The organism is Thalassotalea mangrovi (genome assembly GCF_005116735.1).
Classification (GTDB): Bacteria; Pseudomonadota; Gammaproteobacteria; order Enterobacterales; family Alteromonadaceae; genus Thalassotalea_A; species Thalassotalea_A mangrovi.
Map to the genome: position 1 here is coordinate 43640 of NZ_SWDB01000010.1, position 14704 is coordinate 58343.

Genomic DNA, 14704 nt, shown 5'->3' on the forward strand with positions numbered 1-14704 from the left:
CTTAACCCTCATAGGTTTTCTTGCTATCAATTTGCTCTTTGCCCATGCGCAGTTCAATCATCCGCTCAACCTCATCTTCACCGAAGACATTCGCTGCGAGCTTATTCATCGGATCGCGACGGTAGCCCATTTCCCGGATAATGTGATCATGGCGTTGTAATTCGGCTCGTTCAGACTCAGGTACCGGACTTGCGTTTTCCAACCAACCTAACCAGCGATCAACCATTTCATGCAGGTATTTTTCAAGGATATCGATATTGTCATCGTTCAACTCGCCCATTAAGCTTTGCGTCGCTGGGTTAACAAGCGCTCGCATATAAGTGCCATGACTTACTGACCAGTGAAAGTTTTCATGGCTACGTAGCTTCATATACCAGCTGTTTACCTCGTCGTTATAGTATTTATCCAGGTAATCGACATCGGTAAGCAAATTTTTTCGGGGGGTATAATCGCAATAGCAAAACAAATGGGGCACGGTACCAAAGACAATAACCAGATGCGGTACATCGGTTTCCTGGGACAAAAATGCGGTGGTGTTCATATCGAGGATACTGGCTTTGCGATTGCCAATCCAGGAATTTACCAGCCATTCGACCCCTTCCCCACTCCAGGCTTTATAGGAGCCTTCAAACTCGCCATTGGGAGAGGTGTAATAGGCGCGATCAAATGTCGATGGGTGCTGCTCAAGATCAGGAAAGCGGGCAGTAATTTTATTTTTTAACTCGGTCAGGATCCCCCAGCAACGTTCCCAATAACGGGATACATCCACGTTTGGGTTTTCAGCGAGAAATTCATCTAACGTTTTGGTTTCTTTATTCATTGTTGTCATAATTAGCCCCTATTTAGAGATCGAATTGTTTGAATTTATCTTCTGGTGTGATCACCATGGCTTTAAGCATTCGAGCGGTCATTTTCATCGGCGTTAACCAACGAATTTTCTTACCGGTTTGATTAAAGGCCAGCATTTCCCTGACCAGAAATGGTGCTACAGTTTCGACCGTATCGCATAATGCATTGGCCATTTTACGGCGACGTTCGAAGTTTTTCTTATCAGCGTTAGACTCGCGGATAACCCCTTCGGTAATGATCATTCCCGGGCGAATCTTGCCAACCAATACGCCATCATCTTTTAGCTCTTTTGCCAGTGCATTGGTAAAATAATCGAGACCACGCTTGGTGGTGCCGTAAATCCCCATTCCCGGGAAGTACTCACCATCACTACCACCGCCGAGCATATTAAATATTTTACCCGAGCCCTGCTCTTTCATTGCCGCCGCGGCAACTTTGCAGCCATTGATGGTACCCAGTACATTGGTTTTCACCATCGTATAAATTTCTTCATCAGGGGTTTCAAGAATGGGCCAGACGGTGCGGGCAAGACCGGCGTTATTGACCCAGATATCAACCCCGCCCAATTTATCAACGGCAAATTGCCACAGGGCGACAACGGCATCTTTATCCTGGGTATTACAGGCAAGTCCATAGAGATTGGCACTGCCTGATTGTTCGATTAACCGATCGATTTCCTGTTGATTACGGCCGGAAATAACCACCTGGTGTCCCTGAGCAATAAACTCATCCGCCAGCCCTTTGCCAATGCCCTTGGTTGAACCAGTGATTACGATATTAACCATGTTCGATCCCTATCCCATTTCAGTCGTCAAACTAAGATAAGTATTGAAGATTCGGATCCGGATGTTTAACCCGATAACCACTTTGATAAATTTTCGCCGCCGATATTTTGCGATTGGGCGCTTTGATCTGATTTAAAAACGTCAGCGCCGGCCAGCCGTGCTCAGCACAAATCGCATCAAATACCTGTTGATTCGATGCCGGCAGATTATCATCATCACAAACATTGAAAATGCCACTAAGCTCTTCATTAATGGCATGTACCACTGAGGCAACGACGTCTTCAAAGTGAATCGCATATAACGGCGCATCGGCACCAAAAATGGCATTACCGCCGAAGTAATCGATAGCCATTTTTACCCGTTCGGAAAAACTTAAATCGCCGGGCGCACCGTACATATCCGGGAAACGCAACACACAACCGTGCGATGAGGCAAGAACATGATTCTCTGCCCGCTGATAGTATTTTGATGAAGGCTCATCATGATTTGCGGTCGGAGTTGACTCACTGATGGGCTCTTGCCCCTCGCCGCCGTCACCGTACACCGAAAATGAAGACAGGAATATCACCCGCTGGCAGGCATTGGCGGCACTTTTACAGCTTTCTTCCAGTACCTGCTGGTAATGCTGTTCTCGCTCTTCTTTGGTACGGGTCTTCTTTACATCCGGCGCGACGCAGACTACCAGGACATCCGCGCTTTGGCTTGCCTCGGCAAGCTTTTCTGACTCATCACCGCGCAACACATGAACCTTATCCACGTGCTGAGCTAATGATTCTACCTTTGCCGGGGTGGTGGTACTTCCTTCAACATGATGTCCTTGAGCTCTTAACGTATCTGCTAACGCCTTGCCAACATTACCCAATCCAAGAATAAAAACGTTCATAAAGGCCCCTGATAATTGTCTGTTAGTGCTTGTGCACAATAGTTGTACTCGAGCTTATTATGACTTAATGTATTAACAATATAACATTTAGTCAACGAAAAGCTTTTGCTATGTCAAACCCTGAGTCCGTTACTGACAACCTATCTGATGTTCTGAATCACTATATTTGTGGACTGGCCCATGTGGGATATGTGGTTCCGGATCTCAAAGCCAGTATTCGTGAATATCAGCTCATTTATGGCATAAGCAATGACAGTATTGAGGTTTTTCCTCCGTTCGACAGTGACGATATGCCTTTAACCCGGTTCGCCTTTATTAATATCAATGGCACTACCATGGAGCTTATCGAACCGCTTCAGGAGCCTTATTTAAAGCTGTTAACGACTCAACCCTGTGCCGGTGGTGGCCTCAATCACCTTGCCTGGTATGTCAGTGACATCGAGGCAGCGCTAAATGCCCTGAAAACTCGAGGCATTTATCCCGGTTACGTTACTCCAGATGGCGTTATCGATTTAGGTTCGAGAAAGATGGTGTATTTAAACCCGGATGATTGCCATCAGCACCTGATCGAGCTGATTGAACTGAATGATGAAAATGCAAACGCTGGACACTTGCCTCGACAGGGAGGCGAAGATGGCTGATATTGATCACAGGTTGATATTGCGGGACAGCGGCCTGTTCCCTGAAGACGCTGTCATTGAAAAGCAGGGGCAGTTTGATTACCACCTGAACGACACAAAGGCCAGCATTAGCGAACCCTGGCTGCAATATACGACATCCACGCATACCGGCACTCTGTCCGCACGCATTATCGAAGACGCAGAGCTGATCATATACAGTGATTGCAGACAACGTCAGGATAATGGTCACCTGCAAATCATTATCGATTGGCAATATTGCCAGCACAGCCAATTCCTTGCTCGTTATTATATTCGCGATAACAAACTGCACTGGCAGGTAAACCGTCATCATGGTCAACAGCCAATCAATGACAGGCAATGCTTCTTCCCCCTGATGCGGGTTTTTATGGGCAGCGCGGTACATGCGTTAGCCAATGGCCTTTGCAATGAACTTATCGTACCTGATATTCGCACGCTTGATGACAGCGATACGGTGTTACGTCCCTACAACAGCCAACGTTCCGCATCCCTAATCGAGAATGAGGCAATCCTCGAATTAGCAAACCAATCCCTGACTGTTGAGGTTTTTCAATACCAGTCCGATATCTATCAAGCTAATGCGCCGGCACGTTGTTTTATCGATAACGATGGGCTGTTACGTCGCTATACCTGGCAACAATCGCCGGAGCGGAATTGGCGTGTCGACAATCAGGTATTCGACTGAGTAAGGATTTTTCATGCGCTATATATTTTTTGTGGTGCTGGTCGATTTGATTGGCTTTGGCATCATGATCCCAATTTTTGCTTACTATGTGTTGCAACTTGGCGGCGGTCCAGAACAGGCTACCATATTAATGGCGCTGTACCCGCTGGCGATGTTTATTTCATCGCCCTGGCTCGGACGGTTGAGCGATTATTACGGCCGTAAACCCATATTGATTGTCAGTATGGCCGGAGCTTGTATCGGCTACCTTATCCTCGCCTTCGCGGAAAGTTTATGGCTTATCGCCATATCGCGCTTACTGAGCGGCTTTATGGCGGGTAATATTGCCACGGCGCAAGCCTACATTGTCGATATTACCGATAAAAATAATCGTGCCAAGGGAATGGGATTAATAGGTGCCGCACTGGGATTAGGTTTCGTTATCGGTGCAGCGGTAGGCAGCGTGATGGCTGGGGGAAATTTCGAGACGGCAAACTTCTTATATCCGGCACTAACCAGTGCGGCGTTGTCACTGGTATCTCTGTGTACCATTATGTTTTTCCTCAAGGAAAGCCTTAGCAAGTCGACACAACTCAAACTCAGGCAACAACCGAGGGATGAACAGCTAAGTGCCATCAAAAAAGTGCTGGCCAGGCCTGTAGTCGCACTAATTGTGTTATGTGGCATATTGCTTAACCTCGCCGCCGGTCTGTTTGAATCCATATTCCCAATCTGGATAAAGGATTTAGCATTGATCGACGGTCCAAACGATTTGGTTGCGTTTTTACTTACCGGTGGACTAACTCTGGTCATCGTCCAGGGGGGACTGGTTGGTAAGCTGGCCAATCACTTTGGCGAACATAAGCTACTACGATACGGCGCCCTGGGTTACGCCATTGCTATGATTTTGATGATTTTCTTTGCCTTGAACCATTCTTATTGGGGCATATTGCTGACAATGATGATTCAGGCAGGCACCACAGGGTTAATGACAACCTCGTGCCAGAGCCTGGTTTCATTGCGGGCCGGTGACCATGAAAAAGGTTTGGTGATGGGGGTATATTCTTCTCTTGGCACCCTGGCAAGAAGTGTCGCTACTTTAGCAACCGGATCTATTTATATCGGCTTTGGCAGCCAAAGCCCGTTGTTGCTTGCCGCAATGTGCACCGCTGGCCTCGCCGTTGCGGCTGTGACAGTCCAGCGCCGTTGGACAGGTGTGACGTATGCACAATGAATGATAATTCTTTATTACGTATCCTTTACGATATTTCTTTAGTACGTATCGTTAACGATACTTCGAGTACGTGACACAAAGCGTCACTCCGAGCACACAATCGAAGATTGTTCCGAGCACGTGACGAAAAACGTCACTTCGAGTACACAATCGAAGATTGTTCCGGGCACGCAACAAACTTCGTCGCTCAGAGTTAAAGCATCCAAAACTGAGCCATCCGTTGTCATTGAATATTTACTCCGTCATCCCGGCCTCCGAGCCGGGATCTCCCTTATACCAATTCCATTAAGTTTTTGCGCATCTCCAAGTTAGGGCTGAGGATCGTAAATGGGCATCTGATAAACTCCCAGCGGGTGAGTTTTAAAGGCTTTTAAAGGGCGTTACTGATTTTGGCTGATTGTGATAATGGAACGACCATTCTCAGCAATCATGGCTTTGCCTAAAAGCATTTAAATTCTCTCTGAGTGGGAAAACACGTAGTGGAATTGGTATTGAATTGGATATGACCTATAGATTGATAGGTATAAGATCGCACAGAAACAGGGATCTAAAAGCTTAAGATAAAAGCCACTTTATAAAGAGTGTTCTTTGTTCTGAAGAATTGAATTTCAGTTTTTGTTTGCCGTTAGTATCGCTAAAAGTGACCGTATTTTTATTTACCGCAACTTCTGATATTGGCGGGTTTCGATAATAACAATTTGAATTGCCGATTAAAAAGCGCATTCATTTCCTTTTTATATAAGTAAATAGTGTACCTCGAATGTAAGTATAAGAAGCGATTATTGCTAATAGATGACAAGCTCAATACTAACTGAGCTTGTCATTAAATTTGTTTGTTAGATAGCAGACACATTAGCCGCTTGAGGGCCTTTTTGACCTTGCTCTACATCAAATTCAACTTGCTGGCCTTCCGCAAGGCTTTTGAAACCATCGGAAACGATTGAGCGGAAGTGTACGAATACATCTTTGCTGCCATCTGCCGGGGTAATAAAACCAAAACCTTTAGTTTCGTTGAACCATTTTACAGTACCTGTAGTTTTAGACATAAAACTCTCCTAATAGATAAATAATCAATGTTGCACAAGCAACGTACATTGCTAAAAAAGAACTAACTGAAGCGAATAGCTTTATACAATGAATAAGGAGAGAAACAATAGTGACTAACTTTAAACGAATACGTAGAAGCGATGTTCGATTATGGGGTAGAACAATTTAACGGTTGGAATTCTAACATCCGATTCACTGATTTACCATTTATCGTACATTTATTTTACATTGAAAGAATCAGTGCTACACGTTTCGTCAAATAACCAATGCAGAATCTACCTTTTCAAAGTGCATTGTCAGCAGTTCGCCTTCCGAGACCTGAAACCTGAAACCTGAAACCTGAAACCTACCAATGGTAAAAATTTACCATGGGTATGCCTGCTTTTCCCGATAAAAACCGCCACTCGGACCATCTTCAGGCAAGGTTGCCAACCAGACCGGTGTTATCGCTCCCTGCTCTGGCGTTAACGGTGCATCGTCACCGCCAAGCTCTGTTTTCACCCAACCGGGGGCGGCGGCATTGATTTTAATATCTGGGTATTCCTCCAGTTCCAAAGCAAGGATTCGGGTAATGGCATTAAGCGCCGCTTTAGAGGTTCGATACGCCAGGGTCATCCCCAGGTGCATATCATTTAACGAGGCAAGTTCACTGGATAAGTTAACGATTCGACCATATTGGTTACGCTTCATTAATGGCAGCGCCAGCTGAATTAATTGCAGTGACGCATAGACATTAACCTCCATGGTGTCTCGCATCACCTGAATATCAAGGTCCGCGCCTGGCACCCACTTATCCAGGGCAACCCCGGCATTATTGACGAGAATATCAAGGCGCTGATATTGAGCATCGATGTCCCGTACCAACCGCTCTCGTTGCTGCGAGTCCGTCATCTCCAATAACATAACCTCAGAAGAACCGCCGGCTTCGATAATCTCATCAACCACCGACTGGCCATCACTGATCTTCCTTGCGGTGATTATTACATGAATTCCCTGGTCAGATAACTGGCGGGCAATCGCCCGTCCGATACCTCGATTACCACCAGTGACTAATGCGATTTTTTTATTGGCCATAGTATTTTACTAGCTTGCTTTTTTGTTTACTATCATCGACTTTAACATTATTTGTATTAATGTTATAACATTTACATCAATCAAGTTTACCAAGCCTTCGCATGGAGCCTTTATGTCAGTCGATTATTATGGTTATCGTAAAAAATTTGCGGTATTAGTTCCGTCTACCAATACCGCCGTTGAGCAGGAATACCATCGCATGTGCCCAGAAGGTGTCGCACTGGCGACCCGGGGATGCTTAATCCCGCCTTTTAAAGTCACCAATGAGGATGAATTTGTCGCTATGGTGAAAGCTATTGGTGATGCCACCGAGCAAGGCCTGAGAGATTGTTTCACCTGCCTTCCTGATCACGTCATTTTCGGCTATTCCGCAGAAACCTTTTGGGATGGTAAAGGCCGCTCCGATCGGGAGTTTCAGAAATACAACGATATCGCCAAATCCGAGGCCAATTGTGAGATCACCTTTGGTGCCCAGGCCATTATGGACGCATTAAAATGCTACGCAGGCGTTAAGCGCATTGGCGTGGTATCACCTTATATGCCGGTGGGCGACGCGCAAGTGGTTAAGTTTATGGCAGATATCGGCTATGAAGTGGTGCGGGTTAAAGGACACTGCTCACCAGGTCCGGTGGACATTGCCTATGAGACATCAGGCGCTACCCGGCAACTGGTAAAAGAGGTAGATGGTGATGATGTGGATTTAATTCTCCAGGCAGGCACCAATATGTACTTCGTGGAGCTGGCAGCACAACTGGAGAAAGAGCTGGGTAAACCGGTGCTGGCGATCAATGCCATTACCTTTTGGCATGCACTGAGAGCGAATGGCATCCATGACAAAATTCGTGGCTTTGGTTCATTGCTTGAAGAGCATATCGAATTGCCCGCGTAGATTAGATACCGGCATACGCCGGTATGACGATCTCAACTGGCGGGAACTAACAGCCACAAAACCCGTCATTCCGTACTCCGATACGGAATCTCAGCAAGGTTAAGATATGAAACATAACACTCGGCTTAAACAGGCGTTAGCAAGAGATTCGGTACTAAAAGCGCCTGGGGTGGCCAACGGCCTTTCTCTTCGCCTTATTGAACAAGCCGGATTTGAAGTCGGCTTTGTATCCGGTGCCGGAATCGCCTTTTGTCAATATGGCGTGCCTGATGTTGGTTTAATCTCCATGACCGAAATGGCGCAACAAATAAGAACCTTAAGAGAAATCTCTGCCCTCCCCCTTATTGTCGATATGGATACTGGCTTTGGTAATGCCATCAATGTTCAGCGCACCGTAAAGCTGTTCGAGCAAAGTGGCGCCAGCGCCATGCAAATGGAAGATCAAGTAATGCCAAAGCGCTGTGGTCATATGCTTGGTAAACAAGTGATTAGCAGCGGTGAAATGGTCGGTAAAATCAAGGCATTTACCGATGCCAGAAACAGCAGTGATACTTTACTGATTGCCCGCACCGATGCCCTTGCGATCAATGGCTTTGACGATGCAATGCAGCGGGCACGGCAGTATCTTGAAGCGGGCGCCGATTTATTGTTTATCGAAGCGCCAACAAACTTAAAGCAAATGCAGATCATTGCCGATGAATTCAAAGACAAAGTTCCACTGGTGCACAACCTGGTAGAAGGTGGTAACAGCCCGGTCGATAGCAGCCAGCAATTGCAGCAATTGGGTTACAAGATAGCCCTGTACCCTGTGGCTCTACTCCACGCTTTTGTACCTCAGGCACAACAGTTGCTTCGCCATATTGCGACCAAAGGAGAAACCACCTCATATACAAATGAGCTTATTGATTTAAACACAATGAATAAATTGGTTAAGGTAGAACAATACCTAAATATCACCTAAACACAGAATAACAACCGGCCACACATCAGGATTGGATAGGAATATGATTTCACTAAGTTATTTCTTTTTTGCCATTTTACTATGCCAGTTATTTCTGTTGGCAACTACGTTCAAAATTGAAGACGCTACGTGGCGATTGTGGTGGCTTCGAATCTTACTATTTGGTGTCATATATGATAACGCCATTTTGCTTTGCTCCAGTCTTACAGGTGCTACGCCAGGGCTTGAGTTTTACAGCGAACTTCGCTGGTTATTTCACGCCATGATCCTACCGGTATTAGGGCTTTTCTCCCTATCCATAATCACCCAGGTCAACCCCAATCTAAAATGGCGCAATGGTTTTTACTTTATGTTTAGCGGCCTGGTACTTGCTGGCATTGGCTACGGTCTCTGGGGTGAGTATATTCATCAACAACTGGTGCCTGCGACCTTTAGCGACCCAAATCAAATGATTGCGCCATTTGAACGATTCGTAGCCGAATATTCGTCACCGCCCTGGGCGACGATAGGAATGAATGTTGTCGCCATCCTATGTTCAATATATGTATGGATTAAAGGCAAATGGCCTTGGTTCTCCTTAGGAGCAATCAGTATTTTCCTGGTTAATGGGGCCGCAGCAGGTAGCGATTATGGTTTTATGTTGGGTAACATTATGGAAGTGCTATTTATCGCCAGTTTAATTGCCACTGAGCGATTTGTGCAGAACGTTGGAATTGCAGCCGCTGGAGATGTTGCTGAAGTTGTCTAAAATTCAGAGGAAAAATTAAAGTTGCGTTTAAGCTGAAGGTGTCGCCAGGCGCTGGCTCGGCCACCGGAAGATACCTGGCACAGGTCGCCGGCAAGTTGCCCGACTTCCATCAACCTGAGTAAATCAATACCGGTTTCAAAGCCCATTTGCGCTAACATCATCACCACATCTTCGGTAGCAACATTCCCCGTCGTCCCGGGCGCGAATGGACAGCCGCCAAGGCCGCCGACCGATGCATCAAACTGTCGCACCCCAGCCTCTATTGCCGCATATACATTTGCCATTCCCATGGCCCGGGTATCATGAAAATGACAACCAATGATATCGCTACCATATTCTTCAATGACCGGTTGCATCAATGCCTTTACCTGTAAGGGGTTTGCGGCACCTATGGTATCGGCGAATACCAGTTTATCAGCACCTGCCATACGCAGTTGATGGGCAAGCGTTAATACCGTATCGATATCCGTTTTGCCCTCAAATGGGCATTCCCAGGCAACGGCAATACAGACCAGTACCTCAATGCCATCTTTTTTTGCCAAAGCGATAATATCCTGGGCCTGAACGATACTTTCCTCGACTGACATACGGATATTTTTCTGGTTCATGGTTTGCGATGCACAAACGACAAGTAGCAAAGATTTAGCGCCCGCCTGTTGTGCCAGCTGATAACCTTTCAGGTTAGGGATCAGCGCCTGGTATTGCACGCCATCATCAAAATGACTAAGTTGCTGTATAACCTGGTCAGTACCAGCCATCGCAGGAACCGCTTTTGGTGAAACAAAACTGCCAACTTCAATCGATTTAACGCCAGCCTTTGTCAAGCCATGAATAAGCTGCAAGCGTTGCTCAATGGTTAAAATTTGCGCCTGGTTCTGCAATCCATCGCGCGGGCCAACATCGGTGATATGCACCCATTCTTTGCCCCTGGCCATTAGCCAATGACTCCTTTGTCTTTTAATGCTGCGATATCCGAAGCCTGCATCTTTAATAAATCCGTTAACACTTCATCGGTATGTTGACCGATAAATGGAGCCGCGGAAAAGCTGTCTTCATTGGTGCGGGATAACTTGATTGGATTCCCCGGACCTTTCGCGGTTTTGCCATTAGGGTGCAACATATCTACCACCATGTTGCGGTGCAGGATTTGCGGGTCGTTCAGGGCATCGCTGAATTTATTTACTGGCGCACAGGGAATTCGTGCCGCTTCCAGCAAGCCAATCCAGTGATGATTGGTATTGGTGGCAAACAGCTCATTAAGCTTGCCATCAATTAACGCTTTATCGGCAAAACGACCGGGCTGGGTGTCATATTTACTGTCTTCAAACTCTTTTATCTTGACCACGGTTTTCAGGTTTTGCCAGAAGTTATCGGTAATAACGGCAAGAATAATATGACCGTCCTGGGTCTGATAGCTGTTATACGGAACGTGGACGAAATGCGAGTTGCCAATCGGATATGGGTCTTTACCTGATAGTAAATGCATGGTCGCCATGTAATTTAACATCGACACCTGGCAATCCAGCATCGATATATCCACATGCTGGCCTTTGCCACTTTGAGCACGCTCGACAACAGCAGACAGGATGCCCATCACCGCAAACATTCCGCCGCCCAAATCGCCGATGGGAATACCAGCGCGCATTGGATCATTGATATCATGACCGGTAATTGACATACCGCCACCGAATGCCTGGGCTACCTGATCGAAAGCCGGACGTTTAGATCCTGGCCCTTCAGAACCAAAGCCCGTCACCGTGCAGGTAATAATTCGCTCGTTGAATTGGGATAAGGTCTGGTAGTCGATGCCCAGGCGCTCTGGGACACCAGGACCAAAATTGCTGATCACCACATCCGCCTGTTGTACCAGTTGATAAAAAACCTGCTTACCTTCCTCGCTTTTTAAGTCAATGGCAACCGAGCGCTTATTGCGGTTCAGGGTAATGAAATACGCCCCAAACCCATCAACCGAATTTTCCGGATCATTAGCAAGCAGCTTACGGGTTCCTTCTCCGGCCAGCGGTTCAACTTTTATGGTATTGGCGCCAAGATCCGATAAAATCATCGCACCATACGGACCCGAAAGCATATGGGTCAGATCTAAAATGGTAAGGCCTTTTAACGGTTTGTTCATCGGATACCTGCCATAAGATACGCAAATCTGGGGACTATTTGCCACAATGTTATATCTATATAACATTTAAGTAAAGGAGAATGTTTAATGAACCGGGCTATACACCCGATTCATTGTTTAAGAGGTAAGCTGCGCTGGTGGAGTGGAAGCCTGCAACCTCACCCCCTCCCCGTCATCTCCATGTAAATGGAGATCTCAAACTTAGCTGAATGACTCAGATTTCCTGTCGTAGCAGGAAATGACGAAGTTATCTGGTCTAAGGTTTGGTTCATTGGGTGTCGAAGAAAGTTTGGAGCATGAGGTGTCTAAGGGTGACTAAAGGTGTCACGTAAGCCTTAGCTTGGTTAACTCGCCCAGCTGGCAGCCGTGAAACCAGCAAGAAACAGACTTTGTTAAAGCTTATCTCTTCCACCTTCCACTTCCACCATAACTCCTGCTTTATTCTCGGCGCAATCTACGATTGCATGCTAGGAACGATTTATAGTCGTGTGCCAGGAGCTGGCTTGCCAGCGTGCTAGTAGCTAGTAGTTAGGCCCTTCGCCATCCGAAACCTGAGACCTGAAACCTGAATCCGACTTTCTCAGGCTCACATCTGAGAAAGTAATCAGGCTTGCCTCTGAGCAAGTCGATTACGAACCATGACGCCCAGATAAACCAGGCCAGCAAACAGCAATGCTACCAAGTATAGGATAATCGGGATGCGGACGACTTCACTCATTTGACTTAAATCGTCGAAATAGAAAAGGAAACACACCAGGATAAAACCAAGGCTTAATAAACCAATTACTTTCTTTGAAAAGCCTAGTCCGTAGATGTAGGTCGCAAAAAACATCGCCGCGAAGCCAAAACCAAACATGCTTACCGATTCATTATGAATGGAAAAGTAAGCGACCACTACGGCGTGGAATATTACGAAACTTTCCAAAAACGTCTTCCAAACCCGATTAGTATGAAAACGGGTGAAAAACAAGCTACCCTGGACCAGAAAAAACAGGATATAGGCGGTGCCAAGCATATGTCCCAGGGTCACCTCTATCGGGTGAAACCAGAAGGTGTAAATCATTGCCCAGGAAAAATAATAACCATGGTAACGGACGAAGGTTGCCCTGACCTGCTCTAACCACCCCAGCGATTTACCAAAGATAAATCCGCGACGCTTTTGTTCCAGCACCAAAGTAAACGCCAGTACCAGCACCACCGACATCATTGCCGCCATATTACTGGTATCCTGCGCCAGGCCATCGTAATAGACCTTGGTCTGCACAATATGAGCCATGACGAAGAAGAAATTAACGGCCAGCGCCTGTATATTTTCTTTGTGCAAGCCCCAGCGAAAACTGCCCTGGTAGGAAAGCTTGCGTTTCTGGCTGATATAAATGAGATACCAGATGGCAACCTGATGACCGATATATAAAGACCAGGCAGACAATCGTGTCCACACCGTTGGCTCGGTAAGTTTCCAGTAGTACCAGGCTGGCCCCTGATCTTCGGCAAAGGTAAGGTGTGCACTGTATGGACCAATCAGCCAGATTAGCAGCATGATCAGGCAACAGATAACGACCGCATAAGAAAGTTTAAACATCGGATACCCTGGGTTTTCTTTTGCCATACGTTCACTTCCTTAAAGCAGATCTGTAAGTTTGTTTTTTGCTGCCGGTTTAGTTAAAACTCTTCCATCAGACGACCATAACCGGTGACCTTATCGTCAATACCCATTGCCCGCAGCGCATGCCAGACGGTCGCGACATTGATCGGAATTAACGGTTTTTTGAGAATATGTTCAAACACCGGAAAAATATCCAGGGTCGATAAGTTGGTTCCGCACTGGACAATGGCATCAACACTGTCATCATCAACGTCATAAATCGCTTCAATCACATCCTCGATCAGGGTTTCGGCAATCGCCGTCGCTGATGGACGATTCAGGCCTTTGACTTTGTGCACCGAAAAACCAATATCTTCAAAAAAGCGAATCACATTATCATCGCCAACCTGCGGATACGGGGTGATCACGGATATGCGCTTTGCACCAAAACAATTTAACGCGTCCTTGGTTGCGCCAGCCCCTGTGGTAAGGCCAACATCAGGATTAAACTGGGCAATTTGATTGCGAATATCCTGTTCAAATTCGATATTTCCTTCCAGACCTCCCCAGAAAGTTTCCGCGGACATACCAAGCATGACGTGATTGACCTTGGCACTCATGATATTACGGATTGAACCGGGTATCTCACCGCGCATAATTTCCAGGAAACGCTCAAATACCTGGTTTTCATCATTGCCTGTTTTCTCGACTTCATCGGCCCAGTTTCTCAGTTCAATATAGAACCGCGATGGATGCCAGCTAACCCCATCGAGATGGAATTTCTGTAAATCATATTCGACCCCGGTATTGGTCGATGGAATAATCACGCCGATTTGCGCCCGACGAGCTATCTGATAATTGTGCATGACAAGATCCCTACGCTGCCACTTATAATGATATAACGTTATAACATTTAATAATTAATAACAATCCTGCTGAGACATCAAAAACTGGGGTAAATATTTATCGGGAATGATCTTTTTCAGTCGCAGCGCGCTATAGGTATTTTTAGAGACACGCACGCCATTGTTTGCAAATTGCGTGGCTTTGTTATATTTGTAACAAACATATAACTTTAGAACATAAAAACTGCTCTTTTGAGCTTAACCCTTGATATCTATATATTAGAACCGAGTTACACTATCTGTTAAGATGAAAAAAATTTCGGTATCAGCACAAAGAGATATATCAA

General features: G+C 46.1%; 15 protein-coding genes. 6 read left to right on the forward strand and 9 right to left on the reverse strand.

Annotation, left to right across the window (positions count from 1 at the left end; translation table 11 throughout):
* Nucleotide 1: 1 nt before the first annotated feature.
* Genes E8M12_RS05335 through E8M12_RS05345 form a run of 3 tightly spaced genes read right to left on the reverse strand, consistent with a single transcriptional unit; the run spans nt 2 to nt 2517 of the window.
* On the reverse strand, nt 2–829 hold the full coding sequence (locus tag E8M12_RS05335) for a hypothetical protein (RefSeq protein ID WP_136735061.1): 828 nt from the start codon (nt 827–829) through the stop codon (nt 2–4).
* Between the two features lie 13 nt (nt 830–842).
* Complete coding sequence (locus E8M12_RS05340; RefSeq protein ID WP_136735062.1) at nt 843–1634, reverse strand: SDR family oxidoreductase; 792 nt, start codon at nt 1632–1634, stop codon at nt 843–845.
* A 31-nt stretch (nt 1635–1665) separates the two neighbouring features.
* Complete coding sequence (locus tag E8M12_RS05345; protein WP_136735063.1) at nt 1666–2517, reverse strand: NAD-dependent epimerase/dehydratase family protein; 852 nt, start codon at nt 2515–2517, stop codon at nt 1666–1668.
* Between the two features lie 110 nt (nt 2518–2627).
* Between E8M12_RS05345 and E8M12_RS05350 the strand changes: the two genes are divergently transcribed.
* The 3 genes from E8M12_RS05350 to E8M12_RS05360 are packed head-to-tail and all read left to right on the forward strand — an operon-like array spanning nt 2628 to nt 5074.
* Nucleotides 2628–3158 (forward strand): VOC family protein, encoded by a 531-nt coding sequence (locus E8M12_RS05350; RefSeq protein WP_136735064.1) that lies wholly within the window; start codon nt 2628–2630, stop codon nt 3156–3158.
* Entirely contained in the window at nt 3151–3861 is a 711-nt protein-coding gene (locus E8M12_RS05355) for a hypothetical protein (protein WP_136735065.1), read from the forward strand. Before E8M12_RS05350 ends, E8M12_RS05355 begins: the two co-directional genes overlap by 8 nt.
* A gap of 13 nt (nt 3862–3874) precedes the next feature.
* Nucleotides 3875–5074 (forward strand): MFS transporter, encoded by a 1200-nt coding sequence (locus tag E8M12_RS05360; RefSeq protein WP_136735066.1) that lies wholly within the window; start codon nt 3875–3877, stop codon nt 5072–5074.
* 836 nt (nt 5075–5910) lie between these two features.
* Here the strand turns inward: E8M12_RS05360 and cspE are convergent.
* Both cspE and E8M12_RS05370 read right to left on the reverse strand, forming a co-directional pair.
* Nucleotides 5911–6120: a transcription antiterminator/RNA stability regulator CspE gene (gene cspE / locus E8M12_RS05365; RefSeq protein WP_136735067.1), complete on the reverse strand. Its 210-nt coding sequence runs from the start codon at nt 6118–6120 to the stop codon at nt 5911–5913.
* A 364-nt stretch (nt 6121–6484) separates the two neighbouring features.
* A complete protein-coding gene (locus E8M12_RS05370) occupies nt 6485–7195 on the reverse strand; it encodes an SDR family oxidoreductase (RefSeq protein WP_136735068.1) in 711 nt (236 codons plus the stop codon).
* Between the two features lie 112 nt (nt 7196–7307).
* On the opposite strand from E8M12_RS05370, the gene E8M12_RS05375 reads away from it, so the two are divergent.
* From E8M12_RS05375 to E8M12_RS05385, 3 genes are all read left to right on the forward strand, one after another.
* Nucleotides 7308–8084 (forward strand): maleate cis-trans isomerase family protein, encoded by a 777-nt coding sequence (locus E8M12_RS05375; protein ID WP_136735069.1) that lies wholly within the window; start codon nt 7308–7310, stop codon nt 8082–8084.
* Between the two features lie 106 nt (nt 8085–8190).
* The gene (locus E8M12_RS05380; RefSeq protein WP_136735070.1) at nt 8191–9045 is read left to right on the forward strand and encodes an isocitrate lyase/PEP mutase family protein; all 855 of its coding nucleotides are present in this window, start codon (nt 8191–8193) and stop codon (nt 9043–9045) included.
* 43 nt (nt 9046–9088) lie between these two features.
* The gene (locus tag E8M12_RS05385; RefSeq protein ID WP_136735071.1) at nt 9089–9793 is read left to right on the forward strand and encodes a hypothetical protein; all 705 of its coding nucleotides are present in this window, start codon (nt 9089–9091) and stop codon (nt 9791–9793) included.
* On the opposite strand, the gene E8M12_RS05390 is transcribed toward E8M12_RS05385, so the two are convergent.
* The 4 genes from E8M12_RS05390 to E8M12_RS05405 form a co-directional block, all read right to left on the reverse strand.
* Nucleotides 9790–10728: a hydroxymethylglutaryl-CoA lyase gene (locus E8M12_RS05390; RefSeq protein ID WP_136735072.1), complete on the reverse strand. Its 939-nt coding sequence runs from the start codon at nt 10726–10728 to the stop codon at nt 9790–9792. The two genes, E8M12_RS05385 and E8M12_RS05390, sit on opposite strands and share 4 nt — an antisense overlap.
* A complete protein-coding gene (locus E8M12_RS05395) occupies nt 10728–11927 on the reverse strand; it encodes a CaiB/BaiF CoA transferase family protein (protein ID WP_136735073.1) in 1200 nt (399 codons plus the stop codon). The genes E8M12_RS05390 and E8M12_RS05395 overlap by 1 nt, the downstream gene beginning before the upstream one ends.
* A 604-nt stretch (nt 11928–12531) precedes the next feature.
* Nucleotides 12532–13536, reverse strand: a complete 1005-nt coding sequence (locus E8M12_RS05400; protein WP_136735074.1) for a hypothetical protein — start codon at nt 13534–13536, stop codon at nt 12532–12534.
* A 53-nt stretch (nt 13537–13589) separates the two neighbouring features.
* Nucleotides 13590–14378 (reverse strand): maleate cis-trans isomerase family protein, encoded by a 789-nt coding sequence (locus E8M12_RS05405; RefSeq protein ID WP_136735075.1) that lies wholly within the window; start codon nt 14376–14378, stop codon nt 13590–13592.
* Between the last annotated feature and the right edge of the window lie 326 nt (nt 14379–14704).

Coding starts and splice junctions, on each gene's coding strand:
- E8M12_RS05335 (WP_136735061.1), bottom strand. CDS start 829: ATGACAACAATGAATAAAGAAACCAAAACGTTAGATGAATTTCTCGCT.
- E8M12_RS05340 (WP_136735062.1), bottom strand. CDS start 1,634: ATGGTTAATATCGTAATCACTGGTTCAACCAAGGGCATTGGCAAAGGG.
- E8M12_RS05345 (WP_136735063.1), bottom strand. CDS start 2,517: ATGAACGTTTTTATTCTTGGATTGGGTAATGTTGGCAAGGCGTTAGCA.
- E8M12_RS05350 (WP_136735064.1), top strand. CDS start 2,628: ATGTCAAACCCTGAGTCCGTTACTGACAACCTATCTGATGTTCTGAAT.
- E8M12_RS05355 (WP_136735065.1), top strand. CDS start 3,151: ATGGCTGATATTGATCACAGGTTGATATTGCGGGACAGCGGCCTGTTC.
- E8M12_RS05360 (WP_136735066.1), top strand. CDS start 3,875: ATGCGCTATATATTTTTTGTGGTGCTGGTCGATTTGATTGGCTTTGGC.
- cspE (WP_136735067.1), bottom strand. CDS start 6,120: ATGTCTAAAACTACAGGTACTGTAAAATGGTTCAACGAAACTAAAGGT.
- E8M12_RS05370 (WP_136735068.1), bottom strand. CDS start 7,195: ATGGCCAATAAAAAAATCGCATTAGTCACTGGTGGTAATCGAGGTATC.
- E8M12_RS05375 (WP_136735069.1), top strand. CDS start 7,308: ATGTCAGTCGATTATTATGGTTATCGTAAAAAATTTGCGGTATTAGTT.
- E8M12_RS05380 (WP_136735070.1), top strand. CDS start 8,191: ATGAAACATAACACTCGGCTTAAACAGGCGTTAGCAAGAGATTCGGTA.
- E8M12_RS05385 (WP_136735071.1), top strand. CDS start 9,089: ATGATTTCACTAAGTTATTTCTTTTTTGCCATTTTACTATGCCAGTTA.
- E8M12_RS05390 (WP_136735072.1), bottom strand. CDS start 10,728: ATGGCCAGGGGCAAAGAATGGGTGCATATCACCGATGTTGGCCCGCGC.
- E8M12_RS05395 (WP_136735073.1), bottom strand. CDS start 11,927: ATGAACAAACCGTTAAAAGGCCTTACCATTTTAGATCTGACCCATATG.
- E8M12_RS05400 (WP_136735074.1), bottom strand. CDS start 13,536: ATGGCAAAAGAAAACCCAGGGTATCCGATGTTTAAACTTTCTTATGCG.
- E8M12_RS05405 (WP_136735075.1), bottom strand. CDS start 14,378: ATGCACAATTATCAGATAGCTCGTCGGGCGCAAATCGGCGTGATTATT.